At 46.5% G+C, this 18,691-nt stretch carries 12 protein-coding genes and 2 pseudogenes; 11 read left to right on the forward strand and 3 right to left on the reverse strand.

What is annotated here, in order from left to right:
• Positions 1–53 precede the first annotated feature (53 nt).
• The 3 genes from FD47_RS06320 (at position 54) to FD47_RS06330 (ending at position 3,275) form a co-directional block, all read left to right on the forward strand.
• Positions 54–791, forward strand: a complete 738-nt coding sequence (locus FD47_RS06320) for a glycosyltransferase family 2 protein (RefSeq protein WP_054733966.1) — start codon at positions 54–56, stop codon at positions 789–791.
• A 200-nt stretch (positions 792–991) separates the two neighbouring features.
• Positions 992–2,284: a D-alanyl-D-alanine carboxypeptidase family protein gene (locus FD47_RS06325; RefSeq protein ID WP_235806060.1), complete on the forward strand. Its 1,293-nt coding sequence runs from the start codon at positions 992–994 to the stop codon at positions 2,282–2,284.
• 79 nt (positions 2,285–2,363) lie between these two features.
• Entirely contained in the window at positions 2,364–3,275 is a 912-nt protein-coding gene (locus tag FD47_RS06330; protein ID WP_054734041.1) for a metallophosphoesterase family protein, read from the forward strand.
• Here the strand turns inward: FD47_RS06330 and FD47_RS06335 are convergent.
• A complete protein-coding gene (locus FD47_RS06335) occupies positions 3,272–3,802 on the reverse strand; it encodes a GNAT family N-acetyltransferase (protein WP_054733969.1) in 531 nt (176 codons plus the stop codon). The two genes, FD47_RS06330 and FD47_RS06335, sit on opposite strands and share 4 nt — an antisense overlap.
• 79 nt (positions 3,803–3,881) lie before the next feature.
• Between FD47_RS06335 and FD47_RS06340 the strand changes: the two genes are divergently transcribed.
• Both FD47_RS06340 and FD47_RS06345 read left to right on the forward strand, forming a co-directional pair.
• Positions 3,882–4,505, forward strand: a complete 624-nt coding sequence (locus tag FD47_RS06340; RefSeq protein WP_171035022.1) for a DNA alkylation repair protein — start codon at positions 3,882–3,884, stop codon at positions 4,503–4,505.
• A gap of 147 nt (positions 4,506–4,652) precedes the next feature.
• Complete coding sequence (locus tag FD47_RS06345; RefSeq protein WP_225352806.1) at positions 4,653–5,204, forward strand: helix-turn-helix domain-containing protein; 552 nt, start codon at positions 4,653–4,655, stop codon at positions 5,202–5,204.
• A 69-nt stretch (positions 5,205–5,273) separates the two neighbouring features.
• Here FD47_RS06345 and FD47_RS06350 read toward each other — a convergent pair whose 3' ends face one another.
• Positions 5,274–6,353, reverse strand: a complete 1,080-nt coding sequence (locus FD47_RS06350) for a hypothetical protein (protein WP_054733975.1) — start codon at positions 6,351–6,353, stop codon at positions 5,274–5,276.
• A 300-nt stretch (positions 6,354–6,653) separates the two neighbouring features.
• On the reverse strand, positions 6,654–6,845 hold the full coding sequence (locus FD47_RS06355) for a hypothetical protein (RefSeq protein WP_040537697.1): 192 nt from the start codon (positions 6,843–6,845) through the stop codon (positions 6,654–6,656).
• 531 nt (positions 6,846–7,376) lie between these two features.
• Here FD47_RS06355 and abc-f point away from each other — a divergent pair.
• The 6 genes and pseudogenes from abc-f to FD47_RS06385 form a co-directional block, all read left to right on the forward strand.
• Positions 7,377–8,863, forward strand: a pseudogene (gene abc-f, locus FD47_RS06360) (ribosomal protection-like ABC-F family protein).
• Positions 8,864–9,310: 447 nt separating this feature from the next.
• A complete protein-coding gene (locus FD47_RS06365; protein WP_156319444.1) occupies positions 9,311–10,309 on the forward strand; it encodes a hypothetical protein in 999 nt (332 codons plus the stop codon).
• A gap of 23 nt (positions 10,310–10,332) precedes the next feature.
• Positions 10,333–10,524, forward strand: coding sequence for a hypothetical protein (locus FD47_RS06370; protein ID WP_008212132.1), 192 nt, complete (start codon positions 10,333–10,335; stop codon positions 10,522–10,524).
• Between the two features lie 28 nt (positions 10,525–10,552).
• Positions 10,553–11,416, forward strand: coding sequence for an enhanced serine sensitivity protein SseB C-terminal domain-containing protein (locus FD47_RS06375; protein WP_056980266.1), 864 nt, complete (start codon positions 10,553–10,555; stop codon positions 11,414–11,416).
• 28 nt (positions 11,417–11,444) lie between these two features.
• Positions 11,445–11,630 carry a hypothetical protein gene (locus FD47_RS06380; protein ID WP_054733990.1) on the forward strand — a complete coding sequence of 62 codons (186 nt, stop codon included), beginning with the start codon at positions 11,445–11,447 and terminating at the stop codon, positions 11,628–11,630.
• A gap of 30 nt (positions 11,631–11,660) precedes the next feature.
• Positions 11,661–18,527 (forward strand): annotated as a pseudogene (locus tag FD47_RS06385) (MBG domain-containing protein); the annotation flags it as partial.
• Between the last annotated feature and the right edge of the window lie 164 nt (positions 18,528–18,691).

Below are 18,691 nucleotides of genomic sequence, written 5' to 3' on the forward strand. Positions count from 1 at the left end.
GATAAAACTTAGGAACTTTAGACATTACGAAAAGTGAATCGAGGGGAAGGATCATGACAGACAAACCGTTAGTAACCATTTCAATACCCGCATACAATCTGGGCGGTTATCTTGATAAAACCCTGGAAAGTATTTTTAATCAGACCTATCAAAATTTTGAAATCATCCTGGTTGACGACGCTTCGACGGACAAAACGGCTGCCACCATTGATCGGCACGCCGAGGCGGACGAACGAATTAAGCCCCACTATTTTAAGACCCATCAAGGGGTTTCGAAGGCCCGCAACTATGCGATCGATCACGCCCAAGGTGACATCATCGTGTTCGTTGACGGCGACGACTTGCTAGAGCCAACCTATTTGGAAACAATGGTTGCCGGCATGGCCGATCCCCAAACGGATTTGGTGATCGTCGGTTTTAGCTGGGGCTGGCGCGGTGGTGGTTATTCCCGCCACCCGCAGTTCGAAACGGTCACCAAACGACGGGCTTACGAGTCGATTAATTACCGGGGTGATAACCTCGGCGGCTACACTTGGAATAAGGGCTTTTCCATGGCGGTGATTCGCGATAACCAAATTCGGTTTGACGAATCGCTGGACTTGGCCGAAGACTTACTGTTTACGGCGGACTACATTTTGGCAGCGCACCAGTTGGTTTACTACGACGCCCCGCTTTATAACAAAGTGAACCGCGGCAACAGCATTATTCACAGCGCTACTTACCAGATGCGCGCCAAGGAGCAGGTGGTGCGCCGGCACATTGACGAAATGGGCATGAAATTGATGCCATAACGACTCTAATTATTAGTTGAATTGTCACCTCAATTTTGGTACATTAGGGACCAAATTGAGGCTTTTTTATTGTTTTAATTTGTGAAGAAAGCTTCAATTCCCGGTAAACTTTGGGTAAAGATTTGTGACTACCGGGTGGCTGACGTCCGCTAACGCGTTATGATAATTCAGTCAAAACTAATTTGGAGGTTATTAAGATTGTGCGAGAGAAATCCCTACTAAAAAAGCTCACAACTTGGGGGCTCATCGCGATCGGCGGTTTAGCCATCTTTCTACCATTCGGCACCGCCCAAGCGAAGGCAAAACAACCCCAATATAAATTTGAAGCAAAAGAAATCTACGTGACCGATGCGAAAACCGGCCAGACAATTTATCAAAAAAATGGCAATACCAAGCGGCCAATTGCCAGCTTGTCAAAACTGATGACCCTGTATTTAACCAAGCAGGCCATTGACCAGCATCATCTTTCCTGGAATCAAAAGGTTCCCGTCAGCAAGCCGCTCATTAAGATGAGCAAGAGTTACGAACTGGGAACCTTCAAGATTAAAAAATCGAAGCAGTATACCGTTAAGCAATTGTACCAGGCTGCCCTGATCGCCTCTTCGAACTCGGCGGCCATCGCGCTGGGCGAGGCGGTTGCCAACGGGAATAACACTAAGTTCATCTCAATGATGAATGCCCAGGCCAAGCAATGGCACATTAACGCCCACTTTGTCAGCAGTTCCGGCCTTGATAACACGGATTTGACCAAGTATCACTTGCAGGTTCCTGGAACCGGCAAAAAGGCGCAAAACATGGTAAGTGCCAAAGCCATTTCGACCGTGGCGGCCAAGGTGTTGGGCGAATTTCCCCAGATCACCAAGTGGAGCAGCCAGCCATCCATGAAAGTTGGCAACCAGGTCTTGGTTAACAGTAATCGGCTGCTTAAGGGTGACGTCTTTTATAAGAAATCTGCGCGGGTGGACGGCCTGAAAACCGGCTTTACCGACACGGCGGGGCTGTGCTTAACGGTATCGTTCTGGCACCAGGGGCGTCATTTGATTGCGACCATCATTGACAGTAACACGATCTTTTCTTCGATGGCGAAACTCGTGCAGGCCATCGAGAAAAACTATGTCAGCCATGCCGTAACGGTGCGTGATCATCGGCTTGCGGTTGGCAAGCACACGATTACGGCCGTCCCGCAACAGGCCAAAACGGTTGTGTGGTATCGAAAGGGAACCCAGACGCCAGCAGTGGCAGTTCGCTACCAAGACACCGTCAACGCCACATCGGTTGCCAAGAATCAGCAGGTTGGCAGCGCATTGATTCAACTTAAGGGGCAAAACCAGACCGCGACCGTGCCAATGTTGGCCGCGTCGACGGTCAAGGCGCCGGTTAAGCATAAAAAAGCGGCTCACCATCAATCGCTGTTTGCGAAAATTAGTGAGACGCTCGTCGGCATTGTCACCGGATTCTTGAAAATTATCGGTAACTTTATTAAGCATTTTTAATTATTATCAGAGCCTTCATGGCGTTGGTTTACCTAAAAATTACCCGATAATGATGGATAATTTACAATTGGTTGGTATGATGAGGGCAAATAACGTTTATAACTTTGGAGTGGTATGTTTGAGCGACTATAAAATTGTTCATATATCGGATCCGCACTTATCAGTTCAGGGGGCGGTGCCGGCCAATCACCAGCGGCTTGATCCTGAAGAGAAGCTGCGGAAGGTGTTTGATGATGTTGATAAGACAGACGTTCATCCGGACTTAATTGTTCTCGGTGGCGACCTGGTGCACAACGGTGATGAAGATGCCTATCGTGATTTTCGCCGTCTTTTGCGCCAGCAGCAGGAACGCTTTGACGCGCCAATCAAGGCGATTCTTGGAAATCATGATCGGACCGATCAGTTTTACATGGGGTACTTAGATGCCAAACGACCGGATATTCGTTACTACTACCATGAGTCAACGAATGACTATGACTTTTTCTTTTTGGATACCAAATGTGGCGACATTGAGCAGGGATATCTTGATCAGCGCCAACTGGAATGGCTGGATAATCAGCTGCAGGCGGCAACCAAGCCGGCGATTATTTTCATGCACCACCCGCTCTACGGGCCGTCCCTTGGGAATATGAAGTATAGTATTCTGCAAAATGGGGATGAGCTGCTAAAAATTCTGGACAAGCACAATGTTAAAGCTATCTTTGCCGGTCACGTTCATTTCAGCACCAGCTATGTGGTTCACGGCATTTTAAACGTGGTCGCGGATTCAACCGCCTACCATATCAACTGTTCGAATGTTCGGGAACATACGGTTTCCGATGCCACGGCTTACAACGTCATTACGCTGCATCATGACGACGTTGGTGTTGATCAGCGGCGCCTGTATTTGGACAACGACGTGATCAACACCTTCAAGATTCCCGACGCGGACTTTGTGGATCGTCAGGTCATCGCCCAAGCTTGGGAGAAGGTTGTGAGTGGGCGTCATTAATTGCGTAATTTGGCATATAGCGCCATGTCACGAAATTGATCCGAATAATTGACGTACTGATTTAAAATGCCTTCTAATTTAAAGCCTCGTCGGGTTGCTATGGCGCGGCTTTTTTCGTTCTCAGCGTCGGCAAAGATCTCCAGGCGGTTCATGTTTAGCTCGTTAAAGGCGATGGCTTCAAGTTCCCGTATTGCCGCGGTCATAATGCCCTGTCCTTGAAATTGGTTGGCTAACCAATAGCCGATTTCACAGCGGTGGTGTTCCTGGCTAATGTTGTGAAGGTCCACCATGCCGGCGGCCTGGCCATCGACTTGGATGATGGCAAACCAGAAGCTGTCGGCGGCCATTTCTTGGCGACCGTTTTGAATAAAGTCAATTTCATCATTGATCGAAAAACTGTCCTTGGCCCATGGCAGCCATTTGCCAAGGGGACCGCGGTCTGCGTCGATGAGGGCGAGAAGATCGGTGGCGTCGGCGATGGTTGGTAATTTAAAGCTTAATTTGTCATTGATTTGGTGTGTAAACATGAGATTCCTCCATTTTCAAACTGTTGAATCAAGTATACTATTAATTAAGCAATCAAACGGGGGTGTTTATGTGTTTACAATGACAGCTAATCCGGAAAATCAGAAACCAATGGCAAACTACATGCGCAATCAGTTTCCGTTTCTGGGGGTAAAGACGCCCGAACGAAAAGCGCAGTCGAAAGCCTTGCTTAAGGCGTCGAAAGAGTGGCCAATAAAGCAGGTGTTTGCGACCATTGACGATTTGTATGGCCGCGACGCCCGGGAATATCAGTACGTTGCCATCGACGTCGCCAATGCCAACGTCCGCCGGTTGGCCTTTAGCGACCTGCAGAAATTAACCCGGTACATTCAGGTGAAATCCTGGTGGGATACGGTTGACACCTGGCGCAAGATTTACGGAACTTACGTGGTTCGTCATCCTGAGCAGAAGCAGGCGGTATTTGAGCTGTTCTATCACCAACCCAATTTCTGGATGCGCCGGGTGGGAATCCTGTTACAGTTACTGGAAAAGGAATCGTTGGACACTGAGATTCTCACCAAAGCCGTCGAGGCCGACATCGATACGGATGAATTCTTCATTCAAAAGGCGATCGGCTGGGCGCTGCGAAATTATAGTAAAACCAACCCGGAATGGGTGCGAGACTTCTTGAAAAGCCATGAGCTGTCGAAACTTGCCGTCAGAGAAGCCAGCAAGTACATTTAAATCAGTTCCCAAAAAGCGCAAACCTGAGCATGTAAGGTTTGCGTTATTTTGTGCCGCAACCAATTGGTGCCATGCAGAAGCTACCGTTGTTGAATCGAATTTCGTATACTGAGGATGGTTAAAAGAAGTAAAGGAAGTGGTGGCAAAATGAAAATTGGAAAAGTCCTTCAGCAGGAACGTGAAAAGCATCATTGGTCTCAATCGGAATTGGCCGCTAAATTACAAATTTCCCGCCAGTCAATCTCCAAGTGGGAACAGGATGTGAGTTTACCAAGTTTTGCAAACGTGGTCGCAATCAGTGATTTGTTTAAAATTTCGTTGGACGATTTGATCAGAGGAGATGATGAGCTGATGGATAAGTTAACGAAGAATCAGAAAATGGGCCCAGCAGCGAAGATTTTGTTGTGGGCGATTGGGATTTCAATTGTTCTGTATGGGCTATCAATGGCACTCGGCTTGCAGGCTGACGATGTACATTCGATCATTCGATTTCCACTATTTATTTGTCTGATCGGACTTTTATTTACGATTAATTGGCGCCAATTTAACCGATCATTGTCGAAACCAGCCATTATTTTTGGAATCATCTTTCTGACGCTATTATTAGTGCCAGAAATTTACGGGTTTGTTCATGGAGCGACAGAAGCGATTGTTTCCGCTGTTAAAGGATATTGGGAAGGGTACCATAGTTTGCCTTAAAAAAGGATCTGAGTTATATCCAGATCCCGAAGTATACTTGCGTTGAGTTTGTTAAATTACGAATTGTCGTTACTTTGCATTGGCTGTTGTACCTTGAGACGGCGTTGTAGATGCGGATGGTAGTGATGTTTGTGGTGCAACCAACTTTTCTGCTCGGTTGATTAGGGAATCTAATTCGTCTTTAGTAAATGCATTATTGTTAAGCATTTCAAAGTCCCCAATTGTTTTCTTAAGGTTAGATAAGCCACTCTGATCCTTAATAAGATCCTTTAACTCGGAATCATTACTATCGATAAAGCTTTGAATGATTGCAGAATTGTTGTAATTAACTTCGGCCAGTGATCCTAATTTGTTCGCGATATTAGTAAGTCGTGATTCAATCCAGTTTGTTGATTGGATAGCGGAGCTCGTTGCTTGAGCATCTTCAGATTTGTCTGTAAATTGCGTATCTGTCCGGCCAAGTTGCGCGCCTAAAGCTTTCTTGGCATTATCGCTCATGGCCGTTAACAGCTCACTTGTGACATCATCAAGAAATTGTTGACGCAGGCTTGGATCAGAAATAGATGATACCTGTGAATCGATATTAGCAAATGTTTTCTTGAAGTTTTGATTTGTAGGGTCATTGTTTACCGATTGTGCAGCTAATGATGCAATTGGGCCAGCATCTGGAATAATGCTTGTTGAAGAGCCACTAGTTGTTGTGGCTGAAGTACTGCTTGTAATGGTTGGAGTGGATTGATTCGTTGTAGAAGAACTAGGTGTTTGGACAGGCGAACTAGGTTCTACGGTTGGAGTTACGGTTGCCTTGAGGATTGGAGCCTTTCCTGAAATGGCATTCTTTTTATTCACCCATCCCTTGATACTTCCCTTCTTAATGTAATAAAATCGTGTTCCGTTCACGAGCTTGGCCTCTCGGTAAGTATAGAAAGTTGTGTCTGGGAAATTGTGCAAATTGACGATGATCTTTTGAGGCTTGGATGGCTTGTTGTATAAGTATGATCGATTCCTTGTGAAGTGAACTGGTGTCTTTTTAATTACTTTATTCCAAACGATACTGTTGGTTGTTTTCGTCTTTGCTTCGACAGATGTGGAAGCCCCAATAAATAAACTGAAAGTCACTAATATTACGATAAATTTTGTTTTCCCCATGATATGCATCCCCCATAAATTATATTGTGACGTATATTTGAAACACCACTAATTATCAGATAATTCTTAGAATGGTGCAATAATAATTTCTTATGAATTCATTACTTTTTTCAGAGGAGAAATCAATTCTTTTGAACTAAATTAACATTATATTTCGAAATCGTAAAAGTACATTAAAACCTAGTTACATCTAAAGCATATTTAATATTACGCTTGCGGCGATATATCCCCTTAATAAAAAAACCATCACCTCAAATGAAGTAATGGTTCTTCGGAGAAATTATCTATGCCACACTCGCTTCAGTGTTTGGAAGCCAGGTGATGGTGATTGGTGAACCGGAATCCAAAAGTTACCAATGCCGCTGCGATTAGGAATGATAGTAAACCAGGAATGACACTTGTAATCCCGAAGCTGGCAACAACTGATGCAAAAATCGTGCCAATAATTAAGGTCAACATGCCAATTAACGTGATTCGTAAATTCTCATCCATAAGATCGCTCCCCCTATATTTGTGGATTCGCAAGCAATTTGGTTATGAGTGAAAAGTTCAGTAATTCAAATCGTTTTCCAATATGCGGAATAATGTCTGTCGCAAGCAAATTGTCTGCGTTTCTCTACACCTTCATTATACAGACCTCACATGGGAATGTCATCAAAATGTTGACGAATTATGTTACAAAAATTCCCGGTGTATAGGGATTAAGGACACATGCAACCGATTTCAGAACAACTGTCGTGACTTGCGGAATAGTTGTGAATCGGTTATGCTATTGACATACTAAATAAGGGATGTGACACCACATTGAAATTTACAAATCGTTTATCAGAATTCTAATAACGACTGCGTTTGCCGGGGTTAGTCTGTGCGATTTGTATCCGTGTGTCTTGACACACTTCGATGGTTGAAGTCTCATCGTTAACTTGAAACAAATAGTGACTTAACCCGTCCGCATTTTTGCGACGGGTTTTGTTTTGCACTGGCGCACAGACTTGCTTGAAATATAAAGCGAGGTGCCACTTAATGGGTAACATTCAAATTAACAATTTATCATTCCGTTATGACGGGATGACCACTAACATTTTTGATGATTTCAGTCTCAACATTGATGAAAGTTGGCGGCTGGGGTTGATTGGGCGAAATGGTCGCGGTAAAACGACGTTCTTAAAATTGCTTTTGGGGAAACTAACGGATCACGGTGCCATTCAAACCAGTGTCCAATTTAACTACTTTCCCCAACCGGTCACTGATCCAACTCAGGAAACGGTTGACGTTTTGACGGCGGTTGCCGGCATTGGCAGCGCCGACGTTTGGAAAATTCAATTGGAAATGGATAAGCTGAAGCTGAATGATGATATCTTAGACCGGCCGTTTGCCACCCTCAGTCCCGGTGAACAAACCAAGGCGCTGCTCGCCGCCCTGTTTATTGATGGCAACACCTTCCAGCTCATCGACGAGCCGACCAATCATCTGGATGCCGAGGGTCGTCAAATGGTCGCAGACTATCTCCGCCATAAGCGGGGGTTCATCGTTGTCAGCCACGACCGTTACTTTATTGACCAGGTGATCGACCACGTCCTGTCGATTGACCGCGCGAAAGTGCAACTATTTGTTGGCAACTACGAAACCTGGCAACGGGAATTTAACCGCCAAATTCAGTCGGAGCAACATGAAAAGACTCATTTACAGACGGAAATCAAGAGTTTGACTGCCAATGCCGCTCAGGTGAAGCAGTGGGCTGGAACTGTTGAGGGCAAGAAATCAAAGGCTGCCTATCGTCATCAGGGTAACGTCAATCTTGACAAAGGATTTCTGGGTCATAAGGCAGCCAAGGTGATGAAGCGGGCAAAAAGCACGGTCAAGCGTACTGAAACGGCAATCGATCAGAAACGGGCTCTGCTCAAGAATGTCGACGACACACCGGAATTGACGTTGAACTACCAGCCACCACATCAGGATCATATCCTAATGCTCGATGACCTTCAGGTTGCCCAAAATCACCAAATTCTCAATGCCCCAATTTTCCTTGACCTCAGACGCGGTCAGCGGGTGGTGCTCAGCGCGCCAAACGGCTTTGGAAAAACGACGATTGTTCGCGCCATCTTGGGAGATGAGCGGTTGATTGCCAGCGGACACGTCACATTCTCCAAGGCGATCCGAACCTCCTATCTAACCCAGAATTTCGAAACGTTAACCGGTTCGCTGGCTGACTACGCGGAACAGTCCAACGTCGCATTACCAACATTACTGAATACGTTACGAAAGCTTGGTTTTGAACGCAGCACCTTCATCGAAGATCTCGCCGACTTGAGCATGGGCCAAAAGCGTAAGGTGTCACTGGCCAGATCGTTGTGTGAGCCGGCAAACTTCTATATTTGGGATGAGCCCCTGAACTACCTGGATGTCATTACCCGCCAGCCATGCTGGTGATTGACCATGATCGGGAGTTTGTGTCGGCGGTGGCAACTAGCAGGATGGCGTTGAGACGGCCGGTTAAGACGTCAGATTAGCGCGGTTTGCGGGAAAAGTGCCACAGGCAACTGCAATTCTTGAACTGAACCCCTTGAATTGGAGAAATCCAATTCAAAGGGTTTCTTTGAGTCTCACTGCAAAACCGCAAAAAAATATGTATTTGCACTCATCAAAAAATGATTTGAAGTTTGATATTTTTTTATTTTCCCAAAAATTTAGGGAAAAAAGCGCCAATTACCGCCAGTTGCCAAAATGATTATCGATTATTATATAAATTAGATGATTAAAAAATATTAAAAAAATTAGTTAGTCATCTCTGAGTTGGTGACATATGATGATACATACAATTTTTTAGTTAACATGCACCGTATATTTTTAACGATTTTTGTTGGGGGGAGTATGAAATGATGGAACCTGAAAAGGCATCACGGCACTCATAAAACTATGCCGAAATTCACTTTGAAACGCGTTCCGGGGACACAATCATGGAGTCACTAAAAGTGTTCCGGACCATTGGGGAGCAATTTCGCATTGCACTGCCAATATTGAAAGGGTATGTATTAGTGCATCGGCCCCAAAAACTTGTTTACACGATGCAGGAACAGCCGACAGTCATTCACCTGATCTATGCCAAGATTGGGTCACTGCACGTATACCACGGGCTGACAGACATGACAGGAGAATTGGTTCCGCTTAGCAATAGCGACCAGCCGGATCAAATTAAGCCAGTGCAGCTACCGCGGATTAACAGCGACCAATTCTACTTTGAAATGAGTGATGAGGGAATTGGCGCCCAAGTTGCGAATCCCGAACAGTACGTTCCCAGGGATCCGACCGCCGAGACAAGCCTGGTGAGTTTAACCACTGCTGAAAAGCAGCGGGTGGATCATATGGAAGCGGAGCTCAGTGCCGATGATAATGAAAGCAACTTGAATATCGACGCGTTAAAGGACGAGTTGGCATCGGAGCCAAACCAGCCGACGACTCATCCGCAAATTGATTTGGGTAATTTTGCACCGGATGTGCCGGAACAGCCCGCACAGTCTGAACCGCGCAATCAGCAGCCAACGACCGCTAAGATCGCCCCGGCAGCCGATCTGCATATTCAAGCGGCACCAATATCCGCTGCTCAACAGCAGCCACAACCACAAGTCGGGCAACCACAGCCGGTTCAGCCGCAACCGCAAGTCCAGCCAACGCCACCGCAGCCGACACCAGCGGGTCAATCACCACAGTCTGACACGCAACGGGTCGATGGCCAGCAGCCGCAATCAATGCAGCCGACCCCGTCAGAACCAGCAGCGCAATTAAATCCTGAAAAGACGCCGACAACGTTATTAACGGAAGCGTTTGTGATGGTTAGCAAGGACCTGACCGAGACGGCCGATCAACAGAAGATCGCCAAGTTGGCACAATCGGGTCAGAGCCTGTTGGCAGCGATTAAGACACTGGCGCAATTAGACCAAGCGACTAATAACCAGTGAGGTAAATTGGGGAGGAATTGAAGATGAACACAAATAGTGATGGTTCAACGGCAGCGTTGATTGATATGACGCCGGTAAAAATACTTAGTGACAGCATGGAAAAGGTTGCCCAGGCAATCAGCCAGGCTGCCAATGATGGGGATCAACAACGGGTTATCCAGTTGGTTGACCGGGCGCAATCCTTATTGAAGGCCATTTCGTTACTGAATCAGTAGCCAAAATTGAAATTGAGGGGGTGAAACGATGGAAGATGCAAAGCTGATTTCCAAACCGGATATTTCGGAACCACCTAAACGGACCGGGCCGAAGCCGGACGGGATTACCCCGTTTAAGACAGCTGGCTTTGGGCTGCGGCTTCAGGCATTTATGAACCAGCCGATGGATCCGGAAATTGAGCACCGGTTTGCCGCGTCGCTACTGAAAATGACGTTTTACGTGCCGGTTCAAACCGGTCACCGGTACGCGACGGCCCGGCAGCCGGATCCGGCAATGACGTTGTCGGTTGCTGTGACAACTTATTTAGCGGATGGCGAAAAATACATTCCGGCGTTTACCGATTTGGCTAAACTCCAGAAGTTTCTGGCCGGCGCGCCGAATATGACACCGTTTCGCTCGTTTGAATTTACCAGCGAGGAGCTGATGGGGCAGAGCAAGAAGTTCCAAATCAATGGGGTGCTCATTAATCCGGGCAACGAAAGCTTTCCACTGACTCAGGAATACTGGCAGTACATTCATCAGGTTGCCCCGGTGGTCGTCACCAGGGCGCAAAATCCTAAATCAACGTATCAATTAATCAATCCAACACCGCGCAAACTTGAGGGTGAGTTACGCCGGACGTTGAGGAAGCTTCGGCACGTGAAACAAGCCTGGCTGGTGGGGATGAGAACCACCGAAGATGACGATTATCAGTACACGATCATCGTGGATTATGTCGGCCGACCGGATAAGTTTGAGGAGAAGGTGTCCCGGAAGCTGGCTTTGGCGGCGCACCGGCATCTGCCGTATGGCTCAGATATTATTGTCGGTCAGCTCAGAGATCCCGTTGGTCAAGAGATTAAGGCCCGGGTGGCACCGTTTTATACCCGAAAATCGGGTTGGTTTGATTAAATCAACAAATTAATTTGGGGGTGACGTTGTGGAAGAATATCGGCATGCGGTTCCCAGCCGCCGGCAATTGCGCCGGAAGCAAAGAGCCGCTGTTAAATCAGTCCACGATGCAAGACAGAAGGCCCCGGTGAAGGTTGAAGAGGTTCAAGCAACCTTTGACATCGCCGGGCTTGTGGATGTTGGCACGTTTCCGCGTCTGAGGGGTATCAAATAAGAAGAAATCATATACTGGGGGGTCAGTTAAATGACAAGATATCGATACAATTCACGGCTTTTTAAAGATAGTCTGGAGAAAAAAGAGCACTTCAAGATGTATAAGAAGGGCAAGTTGTGGTTAGTTGCCGGAATTTCCGTATTCACGTCGGGATTATCCTACACAATGTTGGCATCCCATGAAATTCATGCGGATACCACCGCAACCATGACCAGCAGCAGTCAAAATACTGCCGCAACTACCACGGCGCAGGCCGGGGGATCCGCTACAGCGACGGCAACCAGGCCGGTAACCGCAACGCAAAGCAGTTCAGAAACCACGCAGACCCCGACGGCCACAACAACGCCGTCTGAGCAGGCCGCATCATCGACGACCGGCACGACAACGACTGGAACAACGAGTTCGAGTACGTCTCAGCAAACTGCCGACGCGAACCAATCATCAACTTCGACGTCGTCAGCCACAATCGATCAAGCGACCAATCAAAGTTCCAGCAGCACCCAAACACCGACTAATAACGCGGCTGATCAGTCACAGTCATCCAGTTCAACGACTGACCAGACGACACAAAAAACAACCGATTCAAGTTCTTCACAAGCAACAAAAACGGATGACAGTTCAACGAGTTCTGATGTGAACGCTGATTCATCGAGCAAGCAGACTTCTGATACGCAAAATAACGATCAGGCCAATGATGACTCGCAGACTGCTAGTTCAGACAGTAACCAAACAACCGACCAATCGAATGCTTTCGATCAATCGGCCACTATTGGCACGTCCAACGGCAGAACGACAGATAGCAGTACGACGAACACGCCAATTGCCAGCACGGACGCATTTGGAAATAACACCACGGACGCAAACACCACGGATCAGCAAAATGATGACAGCACTCCATCAGCTGATACGCCTGACGCAACGACAACAAGCGACACATCTTCACAGGACACGGATCTTAATACTGATACGGCAATGAAGATGCTGAATAATTTGTCGACGCAGATGTTGAGTGCGACGCAGTCGGTTGCTCCTGAAAGATCCGCAGATCAAACTGAAGACTCAGTTTCACTAAATATAGTTGCTCCAACTAATGTTTCTACGACCGATGCGGACGGAAATGTAACGGTTGATCAAACAAAAGCGAATGCGCTAAGCGGAACAATATTCAAAATGAATGTTCAACTGTCAGGTAATAAGGGCGATACGTTTTTTCTTACTATTCCTAATTGGCCAATGACGGTTACGGGTCTTGCGTCAGACGCAAAGAACCAGAATGGCCAAACCACTTATAATATTGTTAGCAATAAAGATGGTTCAGCAACTATTACTTGGACACTGAATCAAGATGGCGTTTCAGAACAACAGGCGGTTACGTTTTCGTATGGAGCAACGACCCCAACAAATCATAATGATGTAAGTCAGTCACCTGATGGTGGTTTTTTCTGGCCTGCCGGAAAAGATTCAAGTACAGCTACGCGAAGCTATAATGGTGAAATTCCAGATGGCCTAATTCTTCCAATTAGTTATGGCGGATCCAATCTTGACACGCAATATAAAAAGATAACTTATAAGAATCAACCTACAATAACCGCCATGAACGTTCAATCGAATACGGCAAGTAACATCAAAAAGGTTGGCCAAAACTACGATTACTCTCTTCAATATGTTCTCAGTAATGACTTTAATAATGTTGGTGTTGCAACAGCAGTCGTTGATTTGCCAAAGGACTTTGTTGTAGATCTAGATGCCACCAACTATGTTCAAAAAAATAGCTTTAGAACAGGGGTTGGCGTAAATTCGTTCAAAGTTCTGCCGGGAAATAAGCTGCAAATCACTATTGGTGGGCAGAGTGGATTATACGCTTATAACAACGGAACGATTAATTTCGTTGGACATTATCTTGATACAGCAAGCGGCAGCCAACAATTTAAGGTTGAGAGCTTTACCAGTGCTTATCTTCCTGGTAGCGATGGTAAGGCACCGATTATTTCAGGTAATGGTGCTGAATCAAAGTTTTCTTCAACATCGTCTGATTACAATACAGGTCATAGTTATACGGTCCCAACTAACCAGTATACAGAAACCCTCACCGATAAGGATATCTCTAACTTAGTGGTTGGATACGAACCCTTAAATTCCGATAATACATTGCTGATTGGAAATACCAGCAACAATATTTTGGCAAACTTTACGGTAATGAATAAAGGAAATACATCGATTAATCCTAAGTATACAATTACGATTCCGGCGGGGGTTGAATCAACAGGATTAAATTTACCGTTGAACCAAGCTCTTAATTCTAACTGGCCAAAAGATGCCACATATAATGTAACTGTCAACTATAGTGATGGTACACATCAAGACTTCACCAAACTTAGTTCTGGCACGACTGTATCATCCATTAAGGGTACAGATGTTCAACTAATGAATATTCCTTCTGGTGCACATGTAACTAGTTATCAAATCGATCAATCTGAACCAATCAATCCAAGTAATTATCTGGGTGGAAAAGGCGTCGTTGGTAGTGGTGGTGAAGCATGGTATACGAACTTGTCTGCTAGCAATAATAATGATGCAATTGCCTATGCATTTACAGTTCTAGGAAACGTTGGCACGAGTAACGTTGCTCCTGTTAAGGATGGGACAAAATTATCAATTGGCATGAACATCCAAGATAAAGATTCCAGCTATAATGCATCTGCAAATTACACGTTTACTGCAACGACTGAACCTTCTGCTGAATTAACGTTGGGTCAGCATGATGGGCCAAGCGTTCTCACTCCAGGGAGCACATATACCTTTGCAATTAGTAATAATTACACACTGGCCTTAAATGATTCTATTTCAACCAATCTTAATGCTAATGGTTACAGAGATAGCAAAGGTCAAATTGCAAATCAACCAACTACGACAGATCCAAATGATCAGTCAAGTTACAATGGGAATACTCGTTCCATTTTTGAACCGGTCATTTACCTTACCACTCCTGCACAGACGACATTGATACGCAATTCTACAACAGGACTTCCCATTACGGAAAAAGGTGTTGGGTGGAAAGGTGTGAGTGATACTCCTAAAGTATCTACTTTTACTAATGCTGATGGTTTAACGGTTACGAAGTTAGACTATACAGGCACTGGTTTCACATGGACACCGTCGAACCAGTTAATGTATGTCAGTTTTAAAGTGAATAATGATGCAACTTCTGCATTTATTCCATGGAATGGGTCTCAAGCGACTGGGGAAGGTAATTATAATGGGACTAATTATGTAAACACAGCAGACTTCCCTAATAGTGGTGTTACGTCAAGTAATAATGCTGCAACTAGTTTTGGGAAAACTGGTGAATCCATCGCTGTCGTCATGATTCAAGGAAAGAATTATTCCAATAGTTATGACACTACTCCTGATAAGCTTCAAAACTTGTACATTAAGACTGCAGATGGTCAAACGATATCTGGTTTGTCAGCAATTCAGAATTATGGTGGCTCTGAAGCGAATGTTATAACAAATAACCCCAAAACATACGGTTATTTTTATATTTCTGCACCATCAAGTATTGCCTTAAACGGTGCAATTCAGGATAACCAAAGTTCAGGCGATCATTTCAGTGTGAATGGCCTTAACAAGCCTGTTACCAACGACAAGCAAACAATTCGTTTGCGACTAAACAACAATACTAACAACCAAACTGTAACCAACGTCGGCGGTGTTATAAACCTACCAACCGACGTCACCGCTAATGATGCTAATACTAACTCTCGTGGCAAGTTTGCTCTGCAGATGACCGGTGCGGCTACCGAAGCTAAGAATGCAGCCGGTGAATCAACCAAGACTTACTATTCGAATGGGAAGGTTACCTTGTCTTCTGACGGTAAGTATGTCAGCTTTGCGGATGGGACTAAATACTACTTCAATACGAAGGATGGTACTAGCGATGCGACGGCTTCGGATATGATGACCGCTGACCAGGTAACGGACTGGTCTAAAGTTGTAGGTATTGTCACGACCATTTCTAATTTGGCCCCTGGCGATACAGCCGATGTCTTACTGCCAGTTAAAGATCCTGCTAGTGCTACTGATCAGGGCAAACAAGTTTCAATTCCAACTGCCTTCCGTGGCGATGATCTTAAGAACGTCACTCTCGGGGCAATTACCGATTCCTTCCTATCTACTGTGAAGGTTCAAAACGTCGATCAAAACGGTAACATCATCAACGGTTATCCGGAAACCACAACCTATGGTGAAGTGGGTTCCAAGATTGGAACTACCGATGTACCAACGATTCCTGGGTATGTTTACACAAATAACCAAACGATCAACGGTGACGGCACCATCAGCATGAGTGGGAACTCCACAGTGACGAACCACTTCCAGGAAAGTGCCGCAACTTTGAAGACGGTTGACCGACCAGGTGGCGACATCACCGAAACGGCCTATGGTAATGATGATAAGGCACATCCGAATACCGGCGCCGCAACCGCAACCGGCACCAACACGATTACCTTCACCACCACCGATGCTGATCTGGCCAAGGGCGGTTCCTACACCGTCACCGGACCGGATTCCAAGACTTACGCTACATTAGCGGACGCCTTGAAAGCCAACTCGACCTTTGATCAAAAGTCCGACGCCACCGCGCCAACTCAAGTCTTCACGGTTTCTTACACCAAGTCCAATGTTAATAAAGGCGACGTCGCTGTTCAGGGTGCCATTAAGGTATACGATGGCGATGCGTCAACCGATCCAGTGACCTACAACGTCAAGTTAGCTGACGGTATTAACGCACCAACTGCCGGCTGGGTTGCCAACGACTTCGATACTTCTGGCATTAAGAGCCAGGACGTGGGCAGCTACACGATTACGCTGAGTCAACAAGGATTGGCTGACTTGCAGAAAGCCAACGCCTCGAAGAACATTACGATGGCTGCCGTGACAACCGGCCAATTTACCATTACCAAGGCCCCAATTACCATTACGGCGCCATCCGCTACCAAGGTTTATGACGGTAAGGCCTACCAAGGCGCTTTAACGCCTGCCATTACCGGCAAACCAGCTAACGGGACCGATATTCAATATACGACAACCGACATCAGTAAGGATACCGATGTGGGCAACTACCCAATCAACATTACGGCAACCGACGCCGATAATCCGAACTATCAGATTACGGTGAAGGCCGGGGCATTAACGATCACCCCTAAGGACCAAACCGATGCCATTGTTCAAAACGCCACCAAGACTTACGATGGCGACGCAACCACCGATCCAACGACCTACAATGTTGTCCTCGCCAACGGCGTGAAAGCACCAACTTGGGCCGCCGACGACTTTGACACGTCAGGCATTACCAGCCAAAACGCTGGCACCTACAACGTGACATTAAGCGCCGCTGGGTTGAAGAAACTTCAAGATGCCAACCCGAACTACAAGATTACCAATACCAACGTGATTGGCGGCACCTTCACTATCACGCCAGCCCAAGTCACGGTCAACGCGCCATATTTGACCAAGATTTACGACGGCAAGGCCTATAGCGGCGACGTCAAAGCAACGGTTGCCGGCCAACCCGCAAAGGGTGATGCCGTGAAGTACACGCTCGGCGACCTCAGCAAAGATATTGACGCTGGCACTTACGACGTTGGCGTTACAGCCAATGCCAAGGACAATCCAAACTATGTTGTGACGGTCAACCCCGGGAAGTTATTCATTACGCCGAAGGGCACCTACACACCGGTCATTGTTCAGGGAACCCAAAAAGTTTACGATAACGATGCCACGACTGATCCAGCCACTTATGGTGTCGAATTGCCAGACGGCATCACCGCACCAAAGTGGTCCGCTGATGATTTCAATACCACTGGCATTACCAGTCAAAACGCCGGTAGCTATAGCGTGACCCTCTCTGATAAGGGGATTGCCGATTTACAGGCTGCCAACCCGAACTACCATCTCGCTTCAATTTCCGCCGGTGTCTTCACAATTACCAAAGCGCCGATTACCATTACAGTGCCATCAGTGACTAAGGATTACGACGGAAAGCCATACAGTGACAAGATCAACGTTGATGTATCCGGCAAGCCGGCTAAGGGCGACGACGTCAACTACCAGCTCAATGATTTGAGCAATGACACCGAGCCGGGAACCTACGACATTGACGCTACAGCTAACAATAACCCGAACTACAACGTCACGGTGAAGAACGGCAAGCTGATCATCAACGACAAGGGTGCGACCGATAACTACACCTTGACGGTTAACTACGTCGATGGTGACGACAATAACAAGACGATTTCAACCAGCACGTCGACTTTGAAGGACGGCGCTGATTACAGCACCGACGCAAAAGTCATTGATGGCTACTACCTGAAGACAACGCCAAGCAACGCTAAGGGCACCATCGACAAGAGTAACGTCACAGTTACTTACGTTTACGGCGAGAATGGGAAGTACATCATCACGCCACCAGATGGCGGTAATCCAACCGACGTTGTTTATCCAAACGATCCAAAGGACCCATCCAAGGTTGTCACCCCTGATAAGGGCATCGTCCCGGACAAACCAGGCTACACGCCAGTTGATCCGGACGGCAACCCATTGAAGCCGGTTGATCCAAACGATCCATCCCAGGGCTACTTGCCACCAACAGTGCCAAGTAATCCAGGTCAAGATACCAATATTAATTACAAGAAGAATAACAATCCCGATACCGATACGTATACGGTTACGGCAAACTACGTTGATCAAAACGGTAACAAGGTTGCCGATCCAGTGGTTACCCAGAACGTTAAGACCGGCGACAAGTACAGCTCAACGGCGAAGGTCGTCACGGGCTACTACCTGACAACGATGCCAAGTAACGCTGATGGCACGGTTGCCAAGGGTGATGTCACCATCAACTACGTTTACAGCAAGCTTGGTGATTACATCATCACGCCACCGGATGGCAGTAAGACCACCAATATCGTTTATCCAAACGATCCAAAGGACCCAACTAAAGCGGATACGCCAACCACGGGGATTGTACCAAACAAACCGGGTTACACCCCAGTTGATAACGA

The organism is Lentilactobacillus parafarraginis DSM 18390 = JCM 14109 (assembly GCF_001435895.1).
Classification (GTDB): domain Bacteria; phylum Bacillota; class Bacilli; order Lactobacillales; family Lactobacillaceae; genus Lentilactobacillus; species Lentilactobacillus parafarraginis.

Bases quoted from the DNA above. Each gene is read 5' to 3' on its own strand.
- FD47_RS06350 (WP_054733975.1), bottom strand. From the start codon at position 6,353: ATGGGGAAAACAAAATTTATCGTAATATTAGTGACTTTCAGTTTATTT.
- FD47_RS06320 (WP_054733966.1), top strand. From the start codon at position 54: ATGACAGACAAACCGTTAGTAACCATTTCAATACCCGCATACAATCTG.
- FD47_RS06365 (WP_156319444.1), top strand. From the start codon at position 9,311: ATGGAGTCACTAAAAGTGTTCCGGACCATTGGGGAGCAATTTCGCATT.
- FD47_RS06340 (WP_171035022.1), top strand. From the start codon at position 3,882: ATGACAGCTAATCCGGAAAATCAGAAACCAATGGCAAACTACATGCGC.
- FD47_RS06335 (WP_054733969.1), bottom strand. From the start codon at position 3,802: ATGTTTACACACCAAATCAATGACAAATTAAGCTTTAAATTACCAACC.
- FD47_RS06355 (WP_040537697.1), bottom strand. From the start codon at position 6,845: ATGGATGAGAATTTACGAATCACGTTAATTGGCATGTTGACCTTAATT.
- FD47_RS06370 (WP_008212132.1), top strand. From the start codon at position 10,333: ATGAACACAAATAGTGATGGTTCAACGGCAGCGTTGATTGATATGACG.
- FD47_RS06375 (WP_056980266.1), top strand. From the start codon at position 10,553: ATGGAAGATGCAAAGCTGATTTCCAAACCGGATATTTCGGAACCACCT.
- FD47_RS06345 (WP_225352806.1), top strand. From the start codon at position 4,653: ATGAAAATTGGAAAAGTCCTTCAGCAGGAACGTGAAAAGCATCATTGG.
- FD47_RS06330 (WP_054734041.1), top strand. From the start codon at position 2,364: ATGAGGGCAAATAACGTTTATAACTTTGGAGTGGTATGTTTGAGCGAC.